The sequence below is a fragment of the Streptomyces profundus genome, from assembly GCF_020740535.1.
Lineage (GTDB): Bacteria > Actinomycetota > Actinomycetes > Streptomycetales > Streptomycetaceae > Streptomyces > Streptomyces profundus.
On the sequence record NZ_CP082362.1, the window covers coordinates 6,057,725 to 6,082,855 of the forward strand.

Sequence of the window (25,131 nt, forward strand, 5' to 3'; positions counted from 1 at the left end):
CGAACCGGCCGGGCGCCACCCGTGCTCCGCCCCGGCGCGGGGCACGGGTGAGGCCGCCCACCGTGCGTCCGGCGGGCTCGGCCCGCCGCCCCCGCTACCCGCCTGCGACCGCCCGGCGCGGGGCGCGCGTGGCGAGATACGCCCGCCAGCCACCGTGCCGGGAGATGTCGGGCGCGCCGGCCGTCGCATGGGGCTCGCAGAGGAAGCCGGTGACCGCCCGGCCGTCGGCCAGCCGGACGCGGCCCAGGGCCATGGGCGCGGGCAGCGCGGCCAGGAAGGCGCCGAGGGCGGCGGCGGGCAGCGACCACAGCTCCCCGCCGAGGGAGTGGCCCAACTCATCGGGCGCCACCCGCACCAGCCCGGGCCGGGCGGGCTCGCCCGGCAGCGCCACCATCCGGTACTCGGGGGCCGTCACCACCTCTTCCACCAACCGACCCCCGACACTTGTCAGTTGGTGGTTCAACGGCTGGCCGGAGAGGTGGGCGCCGAAGACGACCAGCGGCAGCCCGGGCGGGCCCCACCCCGGCGCGCCCTCGGGTTCGCCGGTGAGCAGCCGGGCGATATCGCCGGCCACCCGGTCGGCGAACGCGCGGGCGATCACGGTGACCCCGAACGGGCCGCCCCTCACCTCGCCGGCCGGCACCGCGACCGCCGAAAGGTCCAGCAGGTTCACGAAGTTGGTGAACACCCCGAGACGGCTGTTCACCCCGATCGGATCGGCCGCCACCTCGGCCAGCGTCGGGTGCTCGGGCGCGGTGGGCAGCAGCAACGCGTCACAGCCGTCGAGTCGCGCGAGCGCCTCGTGGCGGAGCCGGGTCAACAGCGCCCGGTCCGCCGCGTAGCGGTGGGCGGGCAGCCGGCCGGCCGCCGTGATGATGGACCGCACCCGCGGGTCGACGCCCGGCGCCCGGCCGGTGGCCTGATCGTCCAGGAACGCCCCCACGGCGGCATACCGCTCGGCGGCGAAGGCGCCGTCGTAGAGCAGTGCGGCGGCGCGCAGGAACGGGCCGATGTCGATGGTCGTGGTCCGCGCGCCGGCCGCTTCCAGACGGCGCACCGCGCCGTCGAACGCGGCCAGCCAGTCGGCGTCGAGCGCGCCGAGCCCCGCGGGCGAGGGGATCGCCACCACCGGCGCCGGCGGCGCGGCCAGCGGCGCGTCCGTCGGCCAGACCCGGCCGCCCGCGTCGGGCGGGCCGGCGTTGAGCACCGCGCCGACCTCCTCGGCGGCGCGCACGGAGCGGGCGAGCACCGTCACACAGTCGAAGGAGGCGGCGGCCGGCACCACGCCCTCGGTCGGCACCAGGCCCAGGGTGGGCTTGAGCCCGACGATGCCCTGGAACGCCGCCGGCACCCGGCCCGAACCAGCCGTGTCCGTGCCCAGTGCGAAGTCCACGATGCCCAGCGCGACCGCCACCGCCGAGCCCGAACTCGAACCGCCGCTGACCCGCTCGGGATCCCCGGCGGAGCGCACCGCGCCATGCGGGCTGCGGGTGCCGACCAGCCCGGTGGCGAACTGGTCGAGGGCGGTCTTGCCGACCACCAGGGCGCCCGCGGCCCGCAGCCGGGCCACGGCCGGCGCGTCCTCCTTCGGCTGGTAGGCGTAGCCGGGGCAGCCGGCCGTGGTGGGAAGCCCCGCGACATCGATGTTGTCCTTGACGCCGAACACCAGGCCGGCCAGCGGCAGCGGCTCACCCGCCGCCGCGCGTTCGTCCAACTCCGCCGCCTCGGCGCGGAGTTCGCCGGCTTCCCGGAGCGCGATCCAGGCCTCGGGCCTGGCCCCGTCGGCGAGCAGCCGCAGGCTCTCCTCGACCCGGGGGACGGCCCGGGGGACGGCCCGGGGTACGGCTCCCCGCCTTCCGGCGGTCGGGCGGTCGGGGACGGCGGGGGCGTGACTCACGGGACTCTCCTGGGGTGCGATCAGTGGCCGCGCAGGGCCTGTTGGGCGAGGGCGTGGGCGGCCCGTTCCTCGACGACCTCCAGGGACTCGCCCACATGGCGGTGCAACGCGGTCAGGGCGTCGCTGAGTCGATCGGCGAGCACCAACTCGACGATTTCCAAATGCTCGACGATGGTGCTGCGCACCCGGTCGGCCGTGAGGTAGTCGTACATCCGCACCGGCCGGATGCGGCGGCTCACGGACTCCAGCGCCTCGGTGAGCCGGGGATTGCCCGAGGCGCGCAGCAGCGTGTGGTGGAAGTCCTCGTCCTGGGCGACGAAACCCGGTTCGGGCGCCGGGGGTTGGGCGCTCAGCGCCCGCCACCGGTCCCGCAGCGGCACCAGCAGGCGCACGTCATGGGTCACGCCGGGGGACTCCAACGCCCGTGCGATGCCCCGCAGTTCGACGGTGACGCGCAGCTCGTAGAGATCCCGCAGCTCGTCCAGGTCGGGGCGCGCCGGGTAGTAGCCCTCCCCGCGCCGCTCCACGAGACCGTCCGCGACCAGCCGCACCAGCGCCTCCCGCACGGGAGTGCGGGACACCCCCAGCCGCTCGGCGAGGCGCACCTCGACGAGCCGCTCGCGGACGTCGAACGCGCCCCGCAGCAGCAGTTCGCGCAGCGCGGCGTGCGCCTCGGCCCTGCGGTCCCGGCCGGCCCTGGCCCCGGACACGGCCGCCACCTGCGGCACGGCCGACGCGTCATCCGGCGCGTCCGCCTGCTCGGCGGGGGGCACCCCGGCGGTCTCCGTGGCCTCCTCGGCCGCTGTGGACGAGGGTGCATACAGCGGTGCATCCATGGAAAGCGACCGTAGGAAGCACCCGTTACCAGCGTTCCGACCGTCGGATTGCGCTCATGTTACGGATCGGGCCCGCATGTTACGACGCCGCGCACGGGCCGCCGATCGCCGCCCGCCCGGCCCGTGGACAGGCGGTTGACGCGGGCGCCGGCCGCTGTTCCACTGGTGGGCATGAGGTTTCCGCGGCTTCTGGTCACCCGCGACCACATCGACTTCGGTCGCGTGTGGTCCGCCGCGTGTCGCCGCGCCATCGCCGGCTGAGTCGACCCCCGCCCCGCCTCAGCGACCGGCCACCCTTCCGCACCCGGTTCCTCCCGGGACGCGGCGCCCCACGCCCGCGCGTCCCACCTCTCCCGACACCCCGCCTCCCTGACGGAGGCGACCCGGCCGAAAGGCAGCGTTCGCCATGCCCGTGGAATTCCTCGGTATCGCCGCGACCAACGACGGTTCGGAGACCACCCCCCGCTCCGGTGCCTCCTTCGACCCCGACTACACCCTCCGGCTCGCCCGGGCCCACGAGGACCACGGCTGGGACCGCGTGCTGTTCGCCTACAGCTCCGGCTCGCCCGACCCGGCCGCTGGCGCGGCCCTGCTCGCCGCCCGCCTCGACCGCCTCCAGATCCTCCTCGCCCACCGGCCCAACGTCTCCTATCCGACCTATGCCGCGCGGGCCTTCGCCACCCTCGACCGGATCAGCGGCGGCCGGCTGACCGTCCACTTCATCACCGGTGGCAGCGACCACGAGCAGCGCAGGGAGGGCGACACCCTCGCCAAGGACCAGCGCTACGACCGCACCCGCGAGTACATCGAGATCGTCAAGCGGGTGTGGACCAGCCACGAGCCCTTCGACCACGAGGGCGCGCACTACCAGTTCCAGGACTATGTGAGCGATGTCTTCCCCGTCCAACGGCCGCGCCCCCGCGTGTCGTTCGGCGGCTCGTCGCCCGCCGCCTACGCCGCGGGCGGCGCGGAGGCCGACATCTACTGCCTCTGGGGCGAGCCGCTGGCCCGCACCGCCGAGCAGATCGCCGAGGTGCGCCGCGCCGCCGCAGCCGCCGGGCGCGCCCAACCCCCGCGGATCCAGGTCGCGTTCCGCCCGATCATCGCCGCCACCGAGGAGCTGGCCTGGGAGAAGGCGCACCGCACGGTGGGCGCCATCCGCGCCCGCGCCGCCTCGGGGGCGACCACCCGCAGGCGCTCCGTCGATCCCCGCTCGCCCGAGAACACGGGCTCCCAAAGGCTGTTGGCCATCGCGGAGCAGGGCGAGCGCTACGACCGCGCGCTGTGGACCCCGACCGCCGCCGCCACCGGCGGCGCCGGCAACTCCAACGCGCTCGTCGGCACCCCCGAGACCGTCGCCGAGGCGCTGCTGGACTACTACGACCTGGGTGTGGACATCATCTCGGCCCGAGGCTACGACCTGCTGGACGACGCCATCGACTTCGGGCGCCATGTCATCCCCCTGGTCCGCGCCGAGGTGGCCAGGCGCGACGCCCGCGCCGCGGCCACCGCGCGGCCGTCCGACGCGGTGAGCTCGCCGACACCCGTCGCGACCCCTTGACGGCTCTCCGTCCTGAGCCGGACAATCCCACGGAAGGCCCGGTCCCGGGTCACGTCTGACGGAACGGACGGAGCGCCATGGCGGAGGGTACGACGGAGGCGCGGCACGCTGCCCCCCTCCTCGCCCTGACCGCGCCAGCGACTCCCGCCCCCCGGCTGTTGACATGCCGGCGTCATATCGATCTGCTGCGCGTCTGTAGCGCTGGTTAACGCCTGCCGCACGGCGGTCGTGGGTCCCGCCCCACGACCGCCCCTCTCTCCTGCCCCCGTGCCTTTTCGTGTAGACGTCCCTGAGGGAGAGCCATGCCCGAGACGATGCCGAACTCACCGACCGCCGCAGCCCCTTCCGTCATCCGTGAACGTATCGGCCCGGACGCCAAGAGCGGGCACTACCCCGCGCCACACCGCTACCAACTCCATGTGTCGCTGTCCTGTCCCGGCGGGCTGCGCGTCGCGATCACCCATGGACTGCTCGAACTCGCCGAACGGCTGCCGATGTCGATGCTGCCGGCGCTGCCGGACGACGAGCGCGGCCATGCCGTGCTGCGCGACGCCTACGCGGCCACGGTGCACGGCTTCACCGGCCCGGCCCTCGGCCCCGCCCTGGTCGACCGCTGGACCGGGCGCCTGGTCAGCAACCACGTGCCCGACATCCTCGCCGACCTCAGCCTCCGCTTCCACCGCCCTGGGCTGCCCGAGCTGCGTCCGCGCGGCGAGGAGGCCGCGATCGACGCGCTGACGGTGCGCTGCGAACAGGACATCGCCGAGGCGGCCCAGCTCGCCGGCGAGGCGGGCGCCGGCGAAGCCGGTGAACGAGCGCTGGAACGGCTCCTCGGCACCCTCTCCGAACTCCAGGAACGCCTCACCACAGGCCCGTTCCTGCTGGGGCGGACCCTGACCGCCGCCGACGTCGAACTCTGGGTCGCGCTCGTCCAGTTGGACACCGTCCACCGCTGCCATCTGGGCGCCGACGCGGTGCGGCGGATCGCCGACCACCCGAGGCTGTGGGCCTATGTCCGCCGCCTCCGCGCCATCCCCGCCTTCGGCGACCAGCTCCGCCTCGCCGACATCGCCCGCCGCCACGAGCACTGCTGCCGTGGCCTGGAAGCCGCCGGGGCCGCCGTCCAGATCATCGACTGGACCGCGGCCCCCAACGTTCTCACCCGCTGACCGGTGGCTCAGGACGGGGCCCCGCACAGCTCCCGGTCGACGAGGGTGCGCATGGCCTCCTGGGTGTCCTCGCCGCCGTCACTGGTGACATACACCGTGGCGCTCCGGGTCCCGTCCCGGGTGACGCCGACCCAGGTGTGGTAGCCGAGCAGTTCCCCGAAGTGGCCGAAGAACTCGCCGCCGCAGGACAGCGGGATCTCGGCCAGACCGAGTCCGTACCGCACGCCCAGCGCGGGCGCCGGCGTGGTGGTCGTCATCTCGTCGAGCCGCGCCGGCGCCAGCAGGTCGCCGCCGAGCAGCGCGGTGTGAAAGCGGTTCAGATCCTGCGCGGTGCTGATGATCGAGCCGGCGCCGACGGCCATGCTCGGGTTGAGCACCGTGACGTCGGTGTCGGTCTCGGTGCCGAACGAGGCGTAGGCGCGGGCGTGCGGGCCGGGAACGAAGGGGAAGGCGCCGGGCACGACGGTGTCCGACAGGTCCAGCGGCTGGATGATCCGTTCGTCCACCTCCCGGGCCCAACTCCGGCCGGTGACCTCCTGGATGATCATCGCGGCCAGAACGTAGTTGGTGTTGGAGTACCCCCAGTCCGTGCCAGGGGGGAACGCCGGCGGGTGCCGCATCGCCAGCCGCACCAACTCCTCGGGGGAGTAGGTGCGGAACCGCTCGGCCCGATAGCCCTCCGCGCTGTGCAGCGCGGGGATCTCGGGGCCGGCCTCGGGGAGGCCGCTGGTGTGGCGCAGCAGGTCCCGGACGGTGATCAGGCCGCCGTCGTAGTCGCTGCCCCTGACCACTTCTGGCAGCCACTGACCGACGGTGTCCTCCAGGGACAGTTCGCCCTCGCCGACGAGTTGCAGCACGATCGTCGCGGTGAAGGTCTTGGTGACGCTGCCGATGCGGAACCCGCCGTCCCACGGCATCGGCCGCCCCGTGCCGGGATCGGCCGTCCCGGCGCGCGCGCTGGCCCCGGCGCCCGGCGACGTCACCTCGGCGAACACCCCGACGGCCCCGGTGTCGTGGATCGCGTCCACCCGCTGTTGGAGCGGATCGGCCGCTCGCGGCTCCGCCGTCGCGGCCGGCCCCGGCGAGGCGGCCAGCAGCAGGGCGGCCAGGCCGGTCAGGACGGTCAGGACGAGCGGGCCGCGCGGACGCCTGCCACACACACGCATGGGATCTCTCCTCCGTTCGGGATGCCGGCCCGCCCGAGGGGCGCCCCGCGGTCGGCTCGCTCAGGAGCCGACGGCCGCGACCCATCCCACCAGCGGAACGCGCGCCGGCCCATCCGGCACTCCCCCCCGGGGGAACGGGGGTTACCCCCCCCGTCGGCGAGCGATCCCGATAATGGCCTCATGGCCTGGTTCCCCTGGCGTCGTGGACGTGCCCACGACGTACCCGCGCATCTGGCCGAGGTCTGGCATGTCCGGCAGCATCCGACGCCACGGCGGGAACGCGACCGCCACGGGCCGTTCTTCGCCGGCTTCTGCTCCTGTGGATGGCTGAGCGCCATCCACGATGCGAGCGATCCCGACGCCTCGGCCAGGGTTCGGGCCGAGGCGACCGCCCACACCCCGAACGTCGCGGAGGAGATCGTCGACCTGACCGTGGAGCCGCGCCCCGCCCCGGCATCCGGCCGGGGCTGTTCGACCCGGACCTCACGGGATGTGCTGGCCGGTGATGGCGCGCGCGATGACCAGGCGTTGGATCTCGCTGGTGCCCTCGAAGATGGTGTAGATCTTGGCGTCGCGGTACATCCGTTCCACCGGGTGGTCCCGGCTGTAGCCGGCGCCGCCGAGGATCTGGACGGCCTGTTCGGCGGCGCGGACGGCCAGTTCGCCGGCGCGGAGCTTGGACATGGAGCCCTGGCCGGCGGTGAACGGCTTCTCGTTGCGGCCCATCCAGGCGGCCTGCCAGATCAGCAGCCTGACCGCCTCGATCTCGGTGCGCAGGTCGGCGAGGGCGAAGGCGATGGACTGGTTGCGCACGATCGGGCGGCCGAAGGCGACCCGCTCGCCCGCGTAGTCGAGGGCGTACTCGTAGGCCGCCCTGGCGATGCCGAGCGCCTGGGCGCCGACCGTCGGGCGGGACACCTCGAACGTGGCCATCGCCGCCTGTCCCTTGGCCCGGCCGCCTTCCCGGGCGCGGGCCAGCCGCCGCTCCAGTCGGTCCCGGCCGCCCAACAGGCAGTGGCCCGGCACCCGCACCTCGTCGAGGAAGACGTCGGCGGTGTGCGAGGCGCGCAGCCCCAGCTTCTTGATGCCGGGCCCCGCGGTCAGCCCCGCCGTGCCCGGTGGGACGACGAACGCGGCCTGTCCCCTGGCGCCCAACTCGGGGTCCACGCTGGCCACCACGACATGGACGTCGGCGATGCCCCCGTTGGTGATCCAGGCCTTCTGGCCGCTGATCACCCACGCGTCCCCGGCCTCGTCATAGCGTGCCCTGGTGCGCATCGCCGCGACATCGGAGCCGGCCTGCGGCTCGGAGACGCAGAACGCGGCGACCTTGGGCTCGCGCGCGTCGCCGAAGCACTGCGGCACCCACTCCACCAGCTGTTCCGAGGTGCCGGCCGAGAAGATCCCGGCCACCGCGAGGGAGGTGCCGAAGAGGGCCATGCCGATCCCGGCGTCGCCCCAGAACAGCTCCTCGTTGGCGATCTGGAGGGAGAGCCCCGAGGGGTCGCCGAACATCTCGGCCAGGGACTCGAAGCCGTAGAGCCCGATCTTGGCCGCCTCCTGGATCACGGGCCAGGGCGTCTCCTCGCGCTCGTCCCACTCCTTCGCCGCCGGGCGGACCACGCCGGTGGCGAAGCCGTGCACCCACTCCTTCAGGTCCCGTTGTTCCTGGCTGAGTTCGAGAGAGAATCCGGTCATGGCGCGGTCAGCCCCTCGGGATGTCGAAGAGCCGGGCGAGCCCCGACGCCAGGCCGATATCGCCGGCGATCCGGATCTTGCGGGTCATGAACATCGTGACCGGGCTGCCGTTTCCGGAGGCGAGGCGGAGGAACTCCACGTCGGACAGGGTGAGCGTGACCCGTGGCTCCTCCGTGTGGGCGCCCTCGCGCGCGGTGCAGACGCCGTCGGCGACGCTGGTCTCGTAGACGGCGAGGGACTCGCCGGTGATCTCCCAGCGGATCACCGCGCTGAGCGAGCCGGCGTTCTCCGGCTTGAACCGCTGTTCCATCCGGGCGAACACCTCGCCCAGCACCCGGGCGCGTTGCTCGCCGTGCAGCAGCCGGCTCAACTCCCTGGCCGGGGTCCGCTTCACCAGCGCGGTGAACTCCTCGGGGGTGACCTGGGCGAAGTCAAGATCGCTGAGGTCGGAACCGCTGTCGGCCATGGCTCGTCCATCCTTACCGATGTCGCCCGGCGTACCGGCGCGCAGGCGCGCGCTGTACTTACCGTCAAGTAGACTTACTGAGAAGTAAGATTACGTCCGATACGGGGATGCTGACAAGATTGACTGATGAGAAGCCCAGGCGACGTCTCCCCCGGAGCGTGCGCGAGCGGGAGATCGTCGAGGCGGCGCTGCGGGTGTTCGCCCAACGGGGTTACCACGCGGCGGTGGTGGACGAGATCGCCGAGGTGGCGGGGATCTCCAAGCCCATGGTCTATCTCTACCTCGGGTCGAAGGAGGCCCTGTTCGCCGCGTGCATCCGGCATGCCTCGGCCGCCATGACGGCGGCCTTCCGGCAGGCGGCCGACGGCGGCGACGCGCCCGAACTCCGCCTGTGGCGGGGGCTTTCGGCGTTCTTCGGCTTTGTCGCCGAGCACCGGGACAGCTGGGTCGTCCTGCACCGGCAGGCGCCCCAGCTCGGTGAGGCCATCGCCGGGGAGCTGACGCAGGCGCGCGGTGCGGTGATGGACGAGGTCAGGGGCCTGGTGTGGCGCGGAATCGCCGACGCCGAAGGGGACGGGGGCGAGGGGCGCGGGGTCGAGGGGCGACTCGGCGAGGAGGACGCCGACTTCGTGGCCTCGGCCCTGGTGGGCGCGGCCGACTCGCTCACCGACTGGATGGAGGCGCACCCGGAGGAGCCGTCCGAGCGGGTGGCGCTGCGCCTGATGAACATGGTCTGGGTCGGCATGCGGGATGTGCTCGACGGCGAGGTCTGGACCCCGCCGGCCTGAGCCCGCGCTTCCGCCGCGCGCGGGCCCGGGCCGGGGGCGCCGGCATGGCCGGGGCGTCAGATGATGGTGGCGCCGTACTGGGCCAACACCGGGGCCATCGGCTGGTAGAAGGTGGTGCCGCCCACCGAGCAGTTGCCGCTGCCGCCGACGGGGATACCGATCAGCATGGTGCCGGCGGTCAGCCCGCTGCCGAAGTCATAGGGTTCCGAGCAGAGGTTGGTTCGGATCAGGCCGCTGATGACCCATCCGTTGCCGAAGTCGACGGTGACGTTGACCGCGGAGATGGTCCCGCTGCGGCACCCCGTGGCGGTGGAGCCGGTGGTGACCGTCTGGCCCAACGCGGGATAGCCGACGGAGTCGATGATGTCGCCGCCGCCACAGACCCGGGTCTGTTCCGCCGGGATCGTCGCGTTCTGGTAGGCGAAGATGCCGTGGGTGAACTGGGAGTCGACGGTCGGGCCGAGGCGGATGGTCCGTTGCGGGTCCGCGTACCAGTCGGGATAGGTGTCGGTGCAGGCGCCCGGCAGCAGGCCGAAGGCCGAGCCGCTGATCCGGAGGTTCACCGCCAGGGTGCAGGTGTGGCCGGTGGAGGAGTACACCTGGGTGCCGCCGGCCAGCAGGGGTTGGGCCCCCTCGGCCGTCGCCCCGGCGTCAGCCGCCGTCGTATCGGCGTCGAACGCCGTTGCCCCGGTGTCAACCGCCGTCGCCCCGGCGTCGAACGCCGTCCCGGGGGTGGCCGGGACGGCGTTCGAGGGCGCGGAGGCGGTGCCGGCGGCCGTGGCGGCGCCGGCGGCGGACAGGGTCAGGAGCGAGACCAGGACCGCCAGCGCCGACAGCGCGGCCACGAGGCGTGGGGGACGTGCGAGGAGCGGGGCGTGCCGGGGGTGTTCCGTGCTCACGAGTCCTCCTGAAGGAGATCGGGCCGTCGCGAACTCGACGTGCCCCTGACAAATTGTGGGCTCTGGCGCTCCGGCTCCGACACCCTGTCAGGGCGCCCTTTTCGGCCAACTCCCGACGTCCGCCCGCCTGCTGCGCGCTCCTCTCCGGGAGCGGGGTCAGCCCACGATCGCCCGCCAGGTCACCGGCCCGGCCAGGCCGTCCACCGCCAGGCGGTTCCCGCTCTGGAAGGTGCGCACCGCCGTGTTGGTCACCGCGCCGAAGCCGCCGTCGACGGCCAGTCCCGCGCTGCGCTTGTTGAGCCCGGCCTGGAGCGCGCGGACATGGTGGCCGCTGGCGCCCTGCTGGAGCGAGTACACCAGCTTCTGCCAGGTGAGCGGGCCCACCTGGCCGTCCGCCACCAGGCCGTTGCCGGACTGGAAGGTGCGCACGGCGCCGCTGGAGACGGAGCCGTAGTCGCCGTCGACGGCCAGGTTCGCGCCCCGCTGGTTGAGCAGGTGCTGGATGACGCGCACCCGCTGCCCCGAGGCGCCCGGGTTGATGCTCGACCAGCCGCGCTGGAGGTTGACGCCGCGCGCGGTGGCGAACGGCACCGGGTTCACGGCGTTGCCGAGGCTGCCCGAGTGGGTCTCGAAGTGCAGGTGCGGGCCGGTGACATTGCCGGTCGTGCCCATGTCGCCGATGCGTTGGCCGGCGCTGACCCGGGCGTTGAGGTTCACCCGGAAGGCGTTGAGGTGGCCGTAGTAGGTGAAGAGGCCGCCGGCGTGTTGGATCACGATGCCGTTGCCCGTGCGTCCTGGGAGCACGGCGACGCCGCGCCGGATCACCGTGCCGGCCGCAGCCGCGTAGACAAAGGTCCCGGAGGAGTTGGAGATGTCCTGGCCGGCGTGGCTCCCGCTGCCCCTGGGGGCGCCGAAGTGGCCGCCCGCGGGAAAGGTGCCCTGGGTGGGGTTGCACCAGGCGCCGTTCAGGGCGAGCACGCCGATGCCGTCGGCGCCGTCGGCGTCGAACCCGCTCTCGGCGCCGGGCGCGCCGCTGTTCGCCGATGCGGTGCCGGCCGCCGCGACCAGGGCGAGCGAGAAGCCGGCGCCGACGCCGGCCAACATGCCTCTTCGGGAGATGCCGTGGGCCCGCTGGGCGGCGGGGTGGGCGGCGGAGCCGCTGTGGTCTTCGCACATGTCGAGTCCTCCTTCGTCGGCCTCGTCCACGGCGATCGAGCGCCTTCGGCGTGGACGGGCGGTGGGGGCACCCGGGCGCACCGGCCCGGGGTTCGTCCCCCACCTTGGCCGGAACGGGGGCGCCAGTCAACGCCCGTAGACAGCTTCGGACTTGGGGATTTCCCCGGCGGGCGGGGCCGGCCCCGGATGGCCGGTTCCGGTTCAGCGGAGGCAGGGGGCGGGCGGTGGGGAGACCGTGCCGGTCAGCTGGACGCGGCCGTCCTCGGCGGTCAGGGTGAACGTCCGGTCGCGGCCCTCCGCCGTGGCGGCGAAGGTGGGGCGGGCGGGCAGGAGGACGGGGGCCAGGAACCGGACATGGACGGCGAACGCGTCCGGCAGCGTCGGCCAGAGCGCGGACAGGGCCCTGGCCTTGCTCCACATGCCGTGCGCGATGGGGCGGCGGAAGCCGAACGGGCGGGCGGTCAGCGGGTGCAGATGGATCGGGTTGCGGTCGCCCGAGACCGCGGCGTAGCGCCGGCCGAGCGCGGCCGGCAGCTCCCAACGTTCGCCGCTGGCCGGTGAGTTGACGGCCGCGGTGTCGACGGTCGGCTGCCGCGGTTCCCGCGCGCCGCCGCCCCGCCGGTGCAGATAGCCGCTGCTGGCCCGCCAGACCACCGCGCCCCGCGCGTCCCTGGCCTCGGCCCGCACCTCGAAGGCGGTGCCCCGGGGGTGGGGGCGCGCGGCGGTGGCCCACACGCGGGGGGCGAGCGGCTCGTCGGCGGCGAGTGGCCTGAGCTGCTCCACCACGTTCTCGGTGTGCACCAGGCCCAGCGGCGGATACGGGAAGTCGCGCGCGGTGAGCAGCGCCATGGTCAGCGGGAACGCCAACAGGTGCGGGTAGCAGGGCGGGAGGGCGGCCGGATCGGGGAAGGCGCAGAGCCGGCGGTAGCGGGCCAGCCGCGCCGGATCGGCCCTGGCCGCCCGCAGGCCGAGCACCCGGTCCGGCACGCTGGACGCGCGGTGGGGCCGGGGGAGCAGCGCCCTGGCGTAGCTGAGCGGCAGCGCGGGCGGGCGGGGGAGCGGTGGCTCGGGGGCCGGCATCGCCGCCTCACGCCCCCAACAGCGCCTGGCCGCACACCCGCAGCACCTGGCCGCTGACCGCGCTGGTGCCGGGGGCCGCCAGATAGGCGACCGCCTCGGCCACATCGACCGGCTGCCCGCCCTGGCCCAGGCTGTTGAGCCGCCGCCCGGCCTGCCGGACGAGGAACGGCACCGCCGCCGTCATCCGGGTCTTGACAAAGCCGGGCGCCACGGCGTTGACGGTGATCCCGCGGTCGATGACGATGGGCGCCAGCTCCTCCACCAGGCCGATCAACCCGGCCTTGCTGGCCGCGTAGTTGGTCTGGCCCATGTTGCCAGCCAGCCCGCTGATGGAGGATGTGCAGACGATCCGGCCGCCGTGGTTCAGCCGGGGCAGCAGCGCTTCGGTGAGGCGTTCCACGGCGATCAGGTTGACGTCGAGCACCGCGCGCCAGTCGTCCACCGGCATCCGCGCCAGCGTGCGGTCCCTGGTGATCCCGGCGTTGTGCACCAGAACGTCCAACGAGCCGCTCGCCTCGAAGAACTGGGTCAGCAGCTGGTCGGGCGCCTCGTCCGAGGTGAGGTCCAACGGGATGGGCACACCGCCCACTCGGGCGGCGACCCGCCGCAGCTCGTCCCGTTGGCCCGGGGTGTCGAGACACAGCACCAGGGCGCCGTCCCGGTGCAGCACCTCGGCGGTGGCCGCGCCGATGCCCCGGGCGGCGCCGGTGACCAGCGCGGTGCGGCCGGCCAGCGGGCGCGCCCAGTCCACCTCGGGGCCGTCGGGGGCGCCCGCCATCAGGCGCAGGGTCTGGCCCGAGACATAGGCGGAGCGGGCGGAGAGCGCGAACCTGACGGTGGACTCGATCGACTCGGCGCGCTCGGCGCCCGGTTCGAGCAGCAGCAGATGGGCGGTGGCTCCGCCGCGCAGCTCCTTGGCCAGCGAGCGCGTGAAGCCCTCCAGGGCGCGCTGCGCCGCGGCCTGCGCCGGCCGCGCCGTGTCCTCGGGCGGCGTGCCGAGCACCACCACCCGGCCGTGCGGCGCGAGGCGGCGCAGCCGGGGGTGGAAGAAGGCGTGCAGCTGGTCGAGTTCGGCCGCCGAGGCGATGCCGGTGGCGTCGAAGAGCAGCGCCGCCGGACGGGGGGACCGCGCGTCGACGGTGACCCCGCCGGCGTCGAGCACCTCGCGCAGCGCCCCCTCGGCGCGGGCGCGCTCGGCGCTCCCCACCACCACGGGCCCGGTGACCAGCGGCGCACCGCGCCGGTGCCGACGCAGCGGCACCGGGCTCGGGAGCCCGAGCCGGCGCGTGAGCCGGGCGCCGACCCGGGTGCTCGCGAAGGACAGGTAGCGGTCCGCCATTGATTTCCTCCCTACCGAAGGGTAAGTCTACTGACAAGTTAAACCCGTGCCCTCGGCCTCACAAGGGGCCGACCCCCCGCCCGGGCCCACCCTGCCGGTGTGCGGTGGGCAGACTCGCAGACGAAGGAGTGACGCGTTGACCGTGACCGGACGCCGGGTGGCCATTCTCGGCGGAAACCGTATCCCGTTCGCCCGTTCCGACGGCGCCTACGCCACCGCCTCCAACCAGCGGATGCTCTCCGCCGCGCTGGCCGGGCTGGTCGAACGCTTCGCGCTGCGCGGCGAGTTGCTGGGCGAGTTCGTCGCCGGCGCCGTGGTCAAACACAGCCGGGACTTCAACCTCGCCAGGGAGACGGTGCTGGGGAGCGCGCTTGACCGACGCACCCCCGCCTTCGACATCCAACAGGCGTGCGGCACCGGGCTTGAGGCCGTGATCCTGGTCGCCAACAAGATCGCGCTCGGGCAGATCGAAGTGGGTGTCGCCGGCGGCGTCGACACCGCGAGCGATGTGCCGCTGGCGCTCGACGACCGGCTGCGCACCGTTCTGTTGCGCACCCGCCGGGCCAAGAGCGTACGGGCCAGGGCCCGTTCGCTCGGCGGTTTGCGCCCCGGGCAGCTGGTGCCGGAGATCCCCCGCAACGCGGAGCCGCGCACCGGCCTTTCGATGGGGGAGCACGCGGCGCGCACCGCCGCCGAGTGGGGGGTGACCCGCGCCGACCAGGACCGGCTCGCCGCCACCAGCCATCAGCGGCTCGCCGCCGCCTACGAGGAGGGCTTCTTCGACGATCTGACGACCCCGTTCCTGGGGCTCGACCGGGACGCCAACCTGCGCCCGGACAGCACCCCCGAGCGCCTCGCCCGGCTGCGCCCGGTCTTCGGCGTCGAGGGCCCCGAACCGACGATGACGGCCGGCAACTCGACGCCGCTGACCGACGGCGCGGCGACCGTGCTGCTGGCCAGCGAGGAGTGGGCCGCCGCCCGGGGGCTGCCGGTGCTGGCCCACCTCAGCCACGCCCGCACCGGGGCCGTCGACTTCGTGGACGGCCCCGACGGGCTGCTCACCGCCCCGGTCCAGGTGGTGCCACGGCTGCTGGACGCGGCGGGGCTCCGCCTGGCGGACATCGACCTGCTGGAGCTGCACGAGGCGTTCGCCTCCCAGGTGTTGGCCACCCTGGCGGCCTGGGCCGATCCCGACTACTGCGCGCGCCGGCTGGGCCGGGACGCCCCGGTGGGCACGGTGGCCCGTGACCGGCTCAACGTCGTCGGCTCCTCGCTGGCCTGCGGCCATCCGTTCGCCGCCACCGGCGCCCGGATCGTGCCGACGCTGGCCAAGCTGCTCAGCCGGCGCGCGGCCGAACGCGGCCCCGACGAACCGCCGGTGCGCGGACTGATCTCCGTCTGCGCGGCCGGCGGACTCGGGGTGACGGCGCTGCTGGAACGCTGACCTGCCCACGAAAGTGGGGAACGGTGTGGTCCGAGAGAACCCGACGGGCGAAGTACTGAGGAGAGCGAGATGGGCATCAGGCGAGACATGGCCCGCGTGCGGGCACGCGGCGGCTGGACCGAACGGGCGGTGCCGGAGACCATCAGGGACGGCACGGGGGTGCGGCGGGTCTCGGTGCCGCCGCTGGTGCCCCCGCCCACCGAGGGCAGCATCGCCGACATCCCGTTCCGCAACGCCGCCGAGGCGCCCGACGCGGTGGTGATGCGGCGCAAGGAGGCCGGGCGCTGGGTGCCGGTCACCGCGCGGGAGTTCGCCGAGCTGGTGACCGGGGTGGCCAGGGGGCTGATCGCCGCCGGGCTGCCCCTCGGCGGCCGGGTCGCGCTGATGTCCCGCACCCGCTACGAGTGGGCCGTGCTGGACTTCGCGATCCTCGCCGCCGGCGGCCAGTGCGTCCCCGTCTACCCCACCTCCTCCGCCGACCAACTGGCCTGGCTGGTCGAGGACTCGGGCGCCTGCCAGCTGATCGTCGAGACCGCCGAGCACGCCGAGACCGCCGAACGCGCCCTCGCCGGCCTTCCCGAGGGTTCCCAACGCCCCACCGTCTGGCGGCTGGACGAGGACGCCGTGGGGCAACTCGTCGAAAGGGGCCGCGAGACACCCGAGGCGGAGGTCACCGCGCGCCGCGCCGCACTGGGCCCGGAGAGCGTCGCCACCCTCACCTACACATCGGGCACCACCGGGCGGCCCAAGGGTTGCGTCCTCACCCACGCCAACCTGCACGCCGAGTCCGCCAACCTGGTCGAACTGCTGATCCCGGTCTTCCGGGAGGTCACCGGGCAGACGCCCAGCACCCTGGTCTTCCTGCCGCTGGCCCATGTCCTCGGCCGCACCATCCAACTCGCCTGCGTCTTCGCCCGGGTGGTCATCGGCCACTGCCCCAGCGTCAAACCCGACGAGCTGCGCCCGGAACTGGCCTCGTTCCAGCCGACGTTCGTGGTCGGCGTGCCCTATCTCTTCGAGAAGATCCACGACACCGGGCGGGCCACCGCCGAACGCCTCGGGCGCGGCGCCTCGTTCGACCGGGCCGACCGGATCGCCGTCGCCTGGGCCGAGGCCGAGCTGCGCGCCTACCGGGGCACCGGACCCGGCCCTGGGCTGAGGCTGCGCGCCGCGAAGGCGCTCTACGACCTGCTGGTATACCGCCGTGTCCGGGCCGCGCTCGGCGGCCGGCTGCGGTGCGCCGTCAGCGGCGGCTCCCCGCTCGACCCTCGGCTGAGCCTGTTCTTCTTCGGCTGCGGCATCCTGATCTACGAGGGCTACGGCCTGACCGAGACCACCTCGGCCGCCACCCTCAACCCGCCGCTGGCGCCCCGCTTCGGCAGCGTCGGGCAGCCGGTGCCCGGCATCTCGGTGCGGATCGCCGAGGACGGCGAGGTGCAGATCAGCGGCAGCACCATCTTCGGCGGATACCGGGGCGACGAGGCCGCGAGCCGCGCGGTGTTGGACGAGGGCTGGTTCCGCACCGGGGATCTGGGGCGCCTCGACGAGGACGGCTATCTCACCATCACGGGGCGCGCGAAGGACATCCTCGTCACCAGCGGCGGCAAGAACGTCTCGCCGAGCCTCCTGGAGGACCGGCTGCGCGGTCGTCCGCTGATCGGCCCGTGCATGGCGGTGGGCGAGGGGCGCTCCTATGTGGCGGCGCTGATCACCCTCGAACCGGAGGCCAGGGACCACTGGTTGCGGGTGCGGAACCGGCCGCTGGACACCCCCGTCGACCAACTGCGCGCCGACGAGGAGCTGTTGGCCGCCGTCCAACAGGCCGTCGACTATGCCAACGAGGCGGTCTCCCGGGCTGAGTCCATCCGGAGGTTCGCTCTGGTCGAGGGGGAGTTCACCGAGGACAACGGGCTGCTGACCCCGTCCCTGAAGGTCCGCCGGGCCGCCGTCGCCGCCGCCTACGCCGAGGAGATCGAACGCCTCTACTCCTGAGCCCGGCCCCGTCGGCCCGCGAGCTCTCCGTAGCCGGACGGGCACCCATCGACGCGCCACGCGAGGGGGCGCGTTCCGTTTGGGTCGGTCCCTGGGGAGACTGAAGTCGGTTGGCTAACGGGCGAGTTGCCGCACTAACCGTTGGGCTTGGGATGTCCTACGATCTGGCCGGGGCTGACGCACGGTCCCCGATGTGCCTCTGACGGTGATCGAGTTCGTGCGAAGGACATGGATATGGCTCAGCACGGTACGGACGTTCTGGCCTGGCGCAAGAGCAGCTACAGCGGAGCCTCCGGCGGGGACTGCGTCGAGGTCGCACGAGGCGCGCGCGGGAAGGTTCCGCTACGGGACAGCAAGCGCGCGGGCGGCCCGGTGGTCGCCGTCTCGACGGCGGCCTGGCGGGCCTTTGTCGGCGCGATGGAGACACCGGCGCGTGCCGGTTGACCCCGTTCTCGGCGGGGCAACAATGCGCCGCCGGGGGCCGGGGTCTGTCATTCGTTCGGTGGAACGGGCGGCGTAGCGGGGGAGCAAGGAGGCGATCGGCCAGAAGGATACGGGCGTGCCAGACGATGTGCTCAACGCCTTTCCGTTCTTTCCCCGACCGGTCGCCGTTCCGCCGCTGACGCCCCGACAGCCGGCCTGTGGCCGGTGCGGGCGGGCGCTGTGGCCGGACGTCACGGTGCCAGGGCGGCCCCCGGTGTGGGCCTGTGCCTTCTGCGGCACGCCTGAGGGCCGCTTCTGGCATCCGCACCACGGGCGGCACTGCCCCCATGGCTACCCGTGGCCGCTGTTGCGCGACTCGCCGGCCCAACTCTTCATCTGCTACTGACGGTTCGTTACCGGGCGCGGCGCTGCCTGGCCGCCTCGTAGAGCACGACGCTCGCCGCGTTGGCCGCGTTCAGCGAGCTGGCCGTGCCGGTCATCGGGATGGAGAGCAGCGTGTCGCAGCGCTCCCGCCACGCCGTGCTCAGCCCACTGGTCTCGTTGCCGATCAGCAGCAACACGGGGCCGGTCAGGTCGAAGGCGTCCACCGGGGCCGAGCCGCCCTCGTCCGTGCCCACCACCGTCACCGCCCGCCCGTGCCGGCCCGCGCCGTCCAGCCAGGCCAGCACCTCCCGGTGGCCGGGACTGCGCACCACCGGCAGGCCGAAGAGCGAACCCGTGCTGGCCCGCACCGACTTGGGGTCGTAGACATCGGCCGCATGGCCCGTCACCACCACGCCCGACGCGCCGAACGCATCCGCCGAACGGACAACGCTGCCGATGTTGCCCGGGCTGGTCGGCCGGTCGAAGACCAGGCCGACGAAGTCGGGGCCGACCGGGATTCGCGTCAGCTCGTCCGGCGGCAACTCGGCGACCGCGATCAGCTCCGGGGCGCCCTCGTCCTTCTCGCCCAACTCGGCCAGCAGCTCGGGTGCCATCGCCACCTGCTCGGCCGGCACCTCGCCGAGCAGGCCCCGCGCCCAGCGGCTCAGCTCGCGTTCCGCGTCGTAGAGCAGCGTCCTGATTGGCCAGCCGTGCTCCACCGCGAGGGAGACCGGCCGCACACCCTGCACCAGGAACTCGCCGGCGCGCTGTCGCTTGGTGCGGTTGGTCAGCTGTGCCTGCCACTGTTGAAAGCGCGCGTTCCGGGTCGTGATCCGCCGCACCGCCACCGTTGTTCCCCGCCTTGTGAGACTCGCGCCAAGAGCTGCTCTGCTTCCGCCCGAAGACGGTACCCCGAGCGGCCCCACCGCCGCAGCACCGTTCGCCGAGGCGGCCGGCTCCCTCATGCCTCGGCCAGGCCGGCGCGCCACGCCCAGGCGGCCAGCCCGACGCGATTGCGGACGGCGAGCCGGCGTTGGGCGCTCGCCAGATGTGTCTTCACCGTGCCGGGGGAGATGAACAGCTCCGCGCCGATCTCCGCGTTGGTGAGCCCGGCGGCCACCAGCCGCACCACATCCTTCTCCCGTTCGGTCAGCCGTTCGGCCAGCCGGTCGGTGCGCTCGTCCGTCCGCCGCCCGTCGGTGGTGCGGGCGTTCAGATCGCGCAGCAGGCGCACGGTGATCGAGGGGCTGAGCAGCGCCTCGCCTGACATCGCCGCCCGCACCGCCTCCACCAGGAGCGTCGGCCCGGCACGCTTGAGCAGATAGCCGGCGGCGCCGTCGCGCAACGCCAACTGGACATACTCGTCGTGGTCGAAGGTGGTGACCACGACCACCCGGGGGCCCGGCTCGGCGCCTGGCCCTGCCAGCCTGCGCACCACTTCGAGCCCGTCCAGCCTGGGCATCCGGATGTCGGCGAGGAGCACATCGGGCTGGAGCAGGCGGGCGGCCTCCAGCGCGGCGACGCCGTCGGCGGCCTCCCCGACGACGGTCATGTCCGGCTGGGCGTCGAGCACCAACCGGAATCCATGTCGGATGAGCTCCTGATCATCGGCGATCACGATGCGCGTCGTCATGCCCATCATGCTGTCAGAGCTGGTGAGAGCTGGTGGGGGAGGCGGTCACCGGTCCGGCTCCGCTCCGAGGGCCGGCCGGGCGGTGACCGATGCGGTGACCGATGCGGTGGCCGGGGCTGCGGCTGTCGGGGCAGCGGCTGTGGGGGCAGCGGCTGTGAGGGGAGGCAGCGGCAGATGGGCCGCGAGACGCCAACGCCCCTCGTCCGTCCGGCCCGCCGTACACGACCCGCCTATCTCGCGCGCCGCGCGGGTCAGCCCCGGCAGGCCGAGGCCGCTGCCCCGCCGGCCGCCGGCAGGCCGGCCCCGGCCGTCGTCCGTCACGCTGACGCACAGCGCGTCGGCCTCGCGCCGCACCGCGACCTCGATCCGGATGGCGTCCGGCGAGTGCCGGCGAACGTTGGTCAACCCCTCAAGCACCACCCGGTGGGCCAACGCCGAAAGCCGTTCCGGAGGCGCCGGAGCGAACGCCGCCGGATCCGCGTCCCAGATGACCTCAGCGGGGAGGCCGGCGCCGAAGCGCTCCACCAACGCCGCCACATCGGCCAGCCCCGGCTCCGCCGCTTCAGGATCCGGATCGGGCCCCGTGCCGTCGTCGTGCAGCATCCGGACCGAGCGGTCCAGGGAGGCGAGCGCGCGCTGGCCGGCCTCCTCGACGCGGCGCAGCGCGGCCAGCGCCACCGCCGGATCCGAGGCGCCCACCAGCCGGCCCGCCTGCGCCTGCACCAGCATGCCGCTCACCTCGTGCGCCACGGAGTCATGCAGATCGCGCGCCAGCGCCAGGCGCTGCTCGCGCCGCGCCGCCGCGACCGCCCGCAGCCGCCGGCGGTCCAGCAGGCTCAGATAGCGGCCGGCCGCCACGGCGGCGAGCCCGAGCATGGCCCAGGTCAGGCAGAGCGCCAGCAACTCGGCGGGCTCGGCCGGCGGATCCATCCGCAGCCCAAGACGCAGCGGCAGCACGGTGACGGCCACGGCCAGCGGTGCACCGGCGAGCGCCCACCCGCCGGGCGGCGGGCGCCGCACCACCAGGAGGAAGAGGGCGAGCAGGCCCACCGTCTCGGCGCACCACCACAGGGCAGCCTGGTTAGGCGCCGAACCCCCGTACGCCGCGGTGGCGATCAGCGACAGCAGCGCTGCGGCGGCGCCGAGCGCCGCCAGCCCGCCCCTGCGGAGCGCCGGCCGCCACGCCAGCGGCGGGTAGAGCGCGAGGCCCGCCGCGGCGATCGCCAGCGCGCCCGGCGCCACGATCAGCCATCCGACGGCCGACACGTCGACGCCGGCCCAGGCCACCGCCAGGGCGACGATCGCCGGACCCACCCAGGCGCCTCCCCGCATTTCGCGCATCCCCTGCATCTCTCGCATCCCCCGCATCTCGTACATCCGAACGCAGCTTAGGAGGTCGGATGTACCTCCCGCCTCTGCCGAATGGCAGAGACCTTCGCCGCGCGGCGGGCTTTCCTCCGGCCGAAGGGCCGATGCCCCGGACGCCCGGGCGGCGGCAGGCTACTGGGCATGCACAACAACGACGAGACAGCCGCGACGACTTCGGCCCCACGCCCGCCCCGAGCCACCCGAGCGCGCCGGACCGCCCCCTGGGCGGCGGGCGCCCTGCTGGTGGCCACGGCGGTCGCGGTCGGCGTCGGGGTGCGGGCCCACGGCGATCAGAGGGCCGACGGGGGAGGTCATCTGCTGGCCGACACGGACAGGGACGGCTGGGTCACCGAGCAGGACGCCTCGGAGAAGGACACCTGGACGGACAGCAGGGGCGCGATCGTGCTGCCCAACGTGGACGACGACGCGGTGCGCTGCGGTGTCCTCGTCCCCGAGGGGCAGCGGCTGCCCGACGAGCAGTTGGCCGCGTGTCACGACGGCGCCGACGAGCAGGTGAACGGCGCCGCCGACGCCGAGGATCTGGCGCCGCTTCGGGTGACCCCGGCGCGCGGCGTCGGCGACGACGCGCGCGCCACCGTGACCGTGGACGAGGCCTCAGCGCCGCACACCCGGCTCTTCCTCCGCGGCCCCGACGCCGCGTACGCCCCGCTGACCGAGGACACCGAACTGACCGCGAGGCAGCTCAGGGACGGCGTCGAACTGGCCCTTGAGGCAACGGACGTCGTCCGCGATCCGGAGCTCTGGAACGGCCTGGTCGACGTCACGCTGACCGTCACCGACGGCGACTCCACCCAGACCGACCGGGTGCGGCTACGCGTCGCGCCGCTGCTCCTCACCCACGATCTGATGCCGATCGACCGGGTGGTGGTCAGCGACAACGGCACCACTCCGGAGCAGGCTGAACGCGAGGGCTACGACCCCATCACGCCGGCCGAGCCGATACACGAGGGTGAGGAGACCTTCCGGGCGGAGCTGCGCGACGGCCTTGCCGCCGCCGGCGTGGACGACCAGCTGGTGGACTACCCGACCGGCGGCGACCCCTGGATGCGGGACCAGTTCATCACCGGCTACGCGGTCGCCCCGGGCCCGAACGGCGAGCAGCGCCGGATCAGCGTGCTGCTGCGGTCAGCCGATGTGATGCCGGAGGAGAGCAGTCAGGAGTTCCCGCTGCGCGACGCCGGCCGGCCGATCTTCTCGGTCTTCCGCGGCCCGGGGGTCGCGGGCGTCCAGCAGTACCGGGAGGACCGCGTCGGCGACGACGAACGGGCCCTGCTCTGGGGCTCGTTCAGCTCCACCGGCAACTTCCTCGTCGCCCCGCCGCACGCCACGGAGCAGGGGGCCTACCCGACCGGCCGGGTGCTCTACGGCTCCGACGGCGCCGAAGCGGCGCCCGACGCGGAGTTCACGGGGCTGCTCGCAGCGCAGGGCGAGCAGGACCCGCTCGCGGTGGACACCAGCTGGCTGGGGGTCGGGCACATAGACGAGTTCCTGTCGTTCGTGCCGGCGGACAACGAGCGGGGCTGGGCCGCGCTCGTCGCCGACCCGGAGCTCGGCTGGGAGCTGCTCGACGAGCTGGTGGACGCCGGCCTCGGCGATCAGCCCGTGGTGCGCGGTGTGGCCCAGGAGAACAACCCGCATCCCGAAGCGACCGTGGCCGAGGCCCTCCAGCTGCCGGAGCTGCACGAGGGCCAGCGGCTGGCCACCGAGGGGGTGAACGCCGCCATCGAGGTGCTCACCGCCGAGCTGGGGCTCACCGACGACGAGATCGTGCGGGTGCCGGCGCTCTTCCACCGCCTGGAGATCCCCGACTACCCGCGCCAGGACATCGTGGCCAACTACCTGCCGGCGATAGCCAACGGACTCCAGCCGGGCACCGACACCTACCTGTCGCCCAAGCCGCACGCGCCGGCCGACGCCGAGGGCCGCGACATCTTCCAGCGCGCCACGGAGGAGGCGCTGGCCCCGCACGGCGTGGATGTCGCCTGGGTCGACGACTGGCAGTACGCACACGGGGTGGGAACGGTCGGTGGCAATGTGCACTGCGTGACCAACGCGTTCCGTCAGCTGCCCGACGATCTCGCCTGGTGGCGTTGATCAGGACTGGTAGCCCTCGACCTCGCGGGCCGGGCGCTGGGCGGCGCCGTCCGGGTCGTCGCCGAACTCGGCCCGGGCCCGGCGCTGCCTGAGCAGATCCCAGCACTGGTCGAGCCGCACCTCCAGATCGCTGAGGCGGAGCCGCTCGTCCTCCCCGAGGCCGCGCCCGGTGCCGTGTTCGCGCAGCGCCCGCTCCTCCGAGACCAGCTCGTCGACACGGGCCAGAATGTCCTGGTCGTCCATGTCGTCAGGGTAGGGCGGCCGGCCGTGGTCGGCCATTCGGCGCCGGCCGGCCGCCGCTGCCCCCGGGCGGGCGGGGGCCTCAGGGGGCGGCGTCGAAGAGCGCGTCCAGGAAGGCGTTGCGGAAGCACCCCTCGGGGTCGAGTGAGGCGGCCAGTCGCCGGAAGTCGGCGAACCGGGGGAAGAGCTCCACCACCGTCGCCGGGGTGGCGCAGGTGAGCTTCCCCCAGTGCGGGCGGGCGCCCAGCGGCAGCAGCCGGGACTCGACGGCGGCGAGCACCGGCAGCACCGCCGCCTGGTCCTTGACCCAGGTGAAGTGGAGGGCCACCGAGTCCCGGCCCTGCGCCGGGCTCAGCCACAGCTCGTCCGCCGCGATGGTGCGGATCTCGGCGATCTGGAGCACCCCGGCGAACTGGGCCGCGATCTCCCGCAGCGCCGCCACCGCGTCGGCGGCCCGTTCGCGCGGCAGGAACAGCTCGGACTGCAACTCCTCGCCGCCGCTGGGCGTGAACTCGGAGCGGAAGTGCGGCAGCCGCTCGTGCCACGGGCCCGGCACGCCTCCCTGCCGGGTGCAGAAGGTGGCCGGCATCCCGGGGATCGGGTGCCAGGGCCCGGCGGCCGGCGTGCCGCCGAACCACCGCTCGCCCGGCCGTCCGGCGTCCTCCCGGTCGGTGCGGCGCTTGAGCCAGACGGTGGCCTCGCCGCTGTGCCAGTCGGTGAAGACGCTGACGCTGTAGGCGCTGGCGGAGATCTCCGGATAGTGGGCGGCCACGGCGTCCAGCGGCACCCCGGTGTAGACCCACTGGGCCACCTCGAAGGTCGGCTCCGTCTCCAGGGTCAGGGCCGTCACCACGCCCAGCGCCCCCAGATGCACCACCGCGCCGGGGAAGCGCTCCGGATCGGACTCGGCGTCGACGGTGTGCGTCTCGCCGTCCGGGCCGACGAACTCCATCGCCCGCACCGCCGAGGCCAGCCCGCGCCGCTCGTTCCCCGAGCCATGGGTGCCGGTCGCGACCGAGCCGGCGACCGAGATATGCGGCAGCGAGGCCAGATTGGCCAACGCGAGGCCGGCCGCGTGGAGTTCGGCGGTCAACTCGCCGTAGCGCAGGCCGGCGCTGAGCGTGACCGTGCGGCGGTCCCGATCGATCTCCACCCGGCGGGGCAACCTGTCCACCCGGATCAGATCGCCCGCCGTGTCGGCGATCGTGTTGAACGAGTGCCCGCTGCCCAGCACATGGGCCCGCTCGGCGCCGGCGACGATACGCCGCAGCTCGTCGATGGAGGTCGGCCGGTGCAGCCGAGCCGCGCCGAAGGTGATGTTTCCGGCCCAGTTGTGGGCCAGAGCCCCGGTGGTCTGCATGTGTCGACGGTATTACGGAACCCAGGGGGACGCGTAGGGCCCCCGGCCTTCCGCCCCCCGGCGTTCCGGGCCGCGACTCCCGAGGCCGGGCGCGCGG

Annotated in this window: 22 protein-coding genes; 8 read left to right on the plus strand and 14 right to left on the minus strand. The window is 73.9% G+C overall.

The window, feature by feature from the left end; all coding sequences use genetic code 11:
- Positions 1–94: 94 nt before the first annotated feature.
- Together atzF and K4G22_RS26280 are read right to left on the minus strand one after the other, a co-directional pair.
- Entirely contained in the window at positions 95–1,897 is a 1,803-nt protein-coding gene (gene atzF / locus K4G22_RS26275) for an allophanate hydrolase (protein ID WP_228082924.1), read from the minus strand.
- Between the two features lie 20 nt (positions 1,898–1,917).
- Positions 1,918–2,733 (minus strand): GntR family transcriptional regulator, encoded by an 816-nt coding sequence (locus K4G22_RS26280; RefSeq protein WP_228082925.1) that lies wholly within the window; start codon positions 2,731–2,733, stop codon positions 1,918–1,920.
- A 406-nt stretch (positions 2,734–3,139) separates the two neighbouring features.
- Between K4G22_RS26280 and K4G22_RS26285 the strand changes: the two genes are divergently transcribed.
- Positions 3,140–4,294, plus strand: a complete 1,155-nt coding sequence (locus K4G22_RS26285) for an LLM class flavin-dependent oxidoreductase (protein ID WP_228082926.1) — start codon at positions 3,140–3,142, stop codon at positions 4,292–4,294.
- Positions 4,295–4,596: 302 nt separating this feature from the next.
- Positions 4,597–5,463: a glutathione S-transferase C-terminal domain-containing protein gene (locus K4G22_RS26290; protein WP_228082927.1), complete on the plus strand. Its 867-nt coding sequence runs from the start codon at positions 4,597–4,599 to the stop codon at positions 5,461–5,463.
- Between the two features lie 8 nt (positions 5,464–5,471).
- Here K4G22_RS26290 and K4G22_RS26295 read toward each other — a convergent pair whose 3' ends face one another.
- The 3 genes from K4G22_RS26295 to K4G22_RS26305 form a co-directional block, all read right to left on the minus strand.
- Positions 5,472–6,629 (minus strand): serine hydrolase domain-containing protein, encoded by a 1,158-nt coding sequence (locus tag K4G22_RS26295; protein ID WP_228082928.1) that lies wholly within the window; start codon positions 6,627–6,629, stop codon positions 5,472–5,474.
- Between the two features lie 483 nt (positions 6,630–7,112).
- Complete coding sequence (locus K4G22_RS26300) at positions 7,113–8,327, minus strand: acyl-CoA dehydrogenase family protein (RefSeq protein WP_228082929.1); 1,215 nt, start codon at positions 8,325–8,327, stop codon at positions 7,113–7,115.
- 7 nt (positions 8,328–8,334) lie between these two features.
- On the minus strand, positions 8,335–8,793 hold the full coding sequence (locus K4G22_RS26305; RefSeq protein WP_228082930.1) for an SCP2 sterol-binding domain-containing protein: 459 nt from the start codon (positions 8,791–8,793) through the stop codon (positions 8,335–8,337).
- Between the two features lie 119 nt (positions 8,794–8,912).
- Between K4G22_RS26305 and K4G22_RS26310 the strand changes: the two genes are divergently transcribed.
- Complete coding sequence (locus tag K4G22_RS26310) at positions 8,913–9,581, plus strand: TetR/AcrR family transcriptional regulator (protein WP_228082931.1); 669 nt, start codon at positions 8,913–8,915, stop codon at positions 9,579–9,581.
- A 56-nt stretch (positions 9,582–9,637) separates the two neighbouring features.
- Here the strand turns inward: K4G22_RS26310 and K4G22_RS26315 are convergent, their stop codons facing one another.
- The 4 genes from K4G22_RS26315 to K4G22_RS26330 all read right to left on the minus strand — a co-directional run bounded on the left by K4G22_RS26315 (position 9,638) and on the right by K4G22_RS26330 (position 14,075).
- The gene (locus tag K4G22_RS26315) at positions 9,638–10,480 is read right to left on the minus strand and encodes a S1 family peptidase (protein WP_228082932.1); all 843 of its coding nucleotides are present in this window, start codon (positions 10,478–10,480) and stop codon (positions 9,638–9,640) included.
- A 156-nt stretch (positions 10,481–10,636) separates the two neighbouring features.
- The gene (locus tag K4G22_RS26320; RefSeq protein ID WP_228082933.1) at positions 10,637–11,656 is read right to left on the minus strand and encodes a peptidoglycan-binding protein; all 1,020 of its coding nucleotides are present in this window, start codon (positions 11,654–11,656) and stop codon (positions 10,637–10,639) included.
- A gap of 201 nt (positions 11,657–11,857) precedes the next feature.
- Positions 11,858–12,736 carry a MaoC/PaaZ C-terminal domain-containing protein gene (locus K4G22_RS26325; RefSeq protein WP_228082934.1) on the minus strand — a complete coding sequence of 293 codons (879 nt, stop codon included), beginning with the start codon at positions 12,734–12,736 and terminating at the stop codon, positions 11,858–11,860.
- 7 nt (positions 12,737–12,743) lie between these two features.
- A complete protein-coding gene (locus tag K4G22_RS26330; protein WP_228082935.1) occupies positions 12,744–14,075 on the minus strand; it encodes a 3-oxoacyl-ACP reductase in 1,332 nt (443 codons plus the stop codon).
- 136 nt (positions 14,076–14,211) lie between these two features.
- Between K4G22_RS26330 and K4G22_RS26335 the strand changes: the two genes are divergently transcribed.
- From K4G22_RS26335 to K4G22_RS26350, 4 genes are all read left to right on the plus strand, one after another.
- Entirely contained in the window at positions 14,212–15,519 is a 1,308-nt protein-coding gene (locus K4G22_RS26335; RefSeq protein ID WP_228082936.1) for an acetyl-CoA C-acetyltransferase, read from the plus strand.
- A 69-nt stretch (positions 15,520–15,588) separates the two neighbouring features.
- Positions 15,589–17,511: an AMP-dependent synthetase/ligase gene (locus K4G22_RS26340; RefSeq protein WP_228082937.1), complete on the plus strand. Its 1,923-nt coding sequence runs from the start codon at positions 15,589–15,591 to the stop codon at positions 17,509–17,511.
- A 234-nt stretch (positions 17,512–17,745) separates the two neighbouring features.
- On the plus strand, positions 17,746–17,955 hold the full coding sequence (locus K4G22_RS26345; protein WP_228082938.1) for a DUF397 domain-containing protein: 210 nt from the start codon (positions 17,746–17,748) through the stop codon (positions 17,953–17,955).
- A gap of 115 nt (positions 17,956–18,070) precedes the next feature.
- Entirely contained in the window at positions 18,071–18,340 is a 270-nt protein-coding gene (locus tag K4G22_RS26350; protein WP_062214039.1) for a hypothetical protein, read from the plus strand.
- A gap of 7 nt (positions 18,341–18,347) precedes the next feature.
- Here the strand turns inward: K4G22_RS26350 and K4G22_RS26355 are convergent, their stop codons facing one another.
- From K4G22_RS26355 to K4G22_RS26365, 3 genes are all read right to left on the minus strand, one after another.
- On the minus strand, positions 18,348–19,166 hold the full coding sequence (locus tag K4G22_RS26355) for a TrmH family RNA methyltransferase (protein ID WP_228082939.1): 819 nt from the start codon (positions 19,164–19,166) through the stop codon (positions 18,348–18,350).
- 113 nt (positions 19,167–19,279) lie between these two features.
- A complete protein-coding gene (locus K4G22_RS26360; protein ID WP_228082940.1) occupies positions 19,280–19,951 on the minus strand; it encodes a response regulator in 672 nt (223 codons plus the stop codon).
- A gap of 45 nt (positions 19,952–19,996) precedes the next feature.
- The gene (locus K4G22_RS26365) at positions 19,997–21,328 is read right to left on the minus strand and encodes a sensor histidine kinase (RefSeq protein ID WP_228082941.1); all 1,332 of its coding nucleotides are present in this window, start codon (positions 21,326–21,328) and stop codon (positions 19,997–19,999) included.
- A gap of 132 nt (positions 21,329–21,460) precedes the next feature.
- Between K4G22_RS26365 and K4G22_RS26370 the strand changes: the two genes are divergently transcribed.
- Positions 21,461–23,434 (plus strand): protein-arginine deiminase domain-containing protein, encoded by a 1,974-nt coding sequence (locus tag K4G22_RS26370; RefSeq protein WP_228082942.1) that lies wholly within the window; start codon positions 21,461–21,463, stop codon positions 23,432–23,434.
- On the opposite strand, the gene K4G22_RS26375 is transcribed toward K4G22_RS26370, so the two are convergent.
- Both K4G22_RS26375 and K4G22_RS26380 read right to left on the minus strand, forming a co-directional pair.
- Entirely contained in the window at positions 23,435–23,677 is a 243-nt protein-coding gene (locus K4G22_RS26375; protein WP_228082943.1) for a DUF2630 family protein, read from the minus strand. It abuts the gene before it with no gap.
- Positions 23,678–23,756: 79 nt separating this feature from the next.
- Complete coding sequence (locus K4G22_RS26380) at positions 23,757–25,034, minus strand: FAD-binding protein (protein ID WP_228082944.1); 1,278 nt, start codon at positions 25,032–25,034, stop codon at positions 23,757–23,759.
- Positions 25,035–25,131: the final 97 nt, after the last annotated feature.

Coding starts and splice junctions, on each gene's coding strand:
- K4G22_RS26375 (WP_228082943.1), bottom strand. CDS start 23,677: ATGGACGACCAGGACATTCTGGCCCGTGTCGACGAGCTGGTCTCGGAG.
- K4G22_RS26300 (WP_228082929.1), bottom strand. CDS start 8,327: ATGACCGGATTCTCTCTCGAACTCAGCCAGGAACAACGGGACCTGAAG.
- K4G22_RS26305 (WP_228082930.1), bottom strand. CDS start 8,793: ATGGCCGACAGCGGTTCCGACCTCAGCGATCTTGACTTCGCCCAGGTC.
- K4G22_RS26325 (WP_228082934.1), bottom strand. CDS start 12,736: ATGCCGGCCCCCGAGCCACCGCTCCCCCGCCCGCCCGCGCTGCCGCTC.
- K4G22_RS26365 (WP_228082941.1), bottom strand. CDS start 21,328: ATGTACGAGATGCGGGGGATGCGAGAGATGCAGGGGATGCGCGAAATG.
- K4G22_RS26290 (WP_228082927.1), top strand. CDS start 4,597: ATGCCCGAGACGATGCCGAACTCACCGACCGCCGCAGCCCCTTCCGTC.
- K4G22_RS26280 (WP_228082925.1), bottom strand. CDS start 2,733: ATGGATGCACCGCTGTATGCACCCTCGTCCACAGCGGCCGAGGAGGCC.
- K4G22_RS26320 (WP_228082933.1), bottom strand. CDS start 11,656: ATGTGCGAAGACCACAGCGGCTCCGCCGCCCACCCCGCCGCCCAGCGG.
- K4G22_RS26340 (WP_228082937.1), top strand. CDS start 15,589: ATGGGCATCAGGCGAGACATGGCCCGCGTGCGGGCACGCGGCGGCTGG.
- K4G22_RS26345 (WP_228082938.1), top strand. CDS start 17,746: ATGGCTCAGCACGGTACGGACGTTCTGGCCTGGCGCAAGAGCAGCTAC.
- K4G22_RS26380 (WP_228082944.1), bottom strand. CDS start 25,034: ATGCAGACCACCGGGGCTCTGGCCCACAACTGGGCCGGAAACATCACC.
- K4G22_RS26285 (WP_228082926.1), top strand. CDS start 3,140: ATGCCCGTGGAATTCCTCGGTATCGCCGCGACCAACGACGGTTCGGAG.
- K4G22_RS26360 (WP_228082940.1), bottom strand. CDS start 19,951: ATGACGACGCGCATCGTGATCGCCGATGATCAGGAGCTCATCCGACAT.
- K4G22_RS26330 (WP_228082935.1), bottom strand. CDS start 14,075: ATGGCGGACCGCTACCTGTCCTTCGCGAGCACCCGGGTCGGCGCCCGG.
- K4G22_RS26295 (WP_228082928.1), bottom strand. CDS start 6,629: ATGCGTGTGTGTGGCAGGCGTCCGCGCGGCCCGCTCGTCCTGACCGTC.
- K4G22_RS26370 (WP_228082942.1), top strand. CDS start 21,461: ATGCACAACAACGACGAGACAGCCGCGACGACTTCGGCCCCACGCCCG.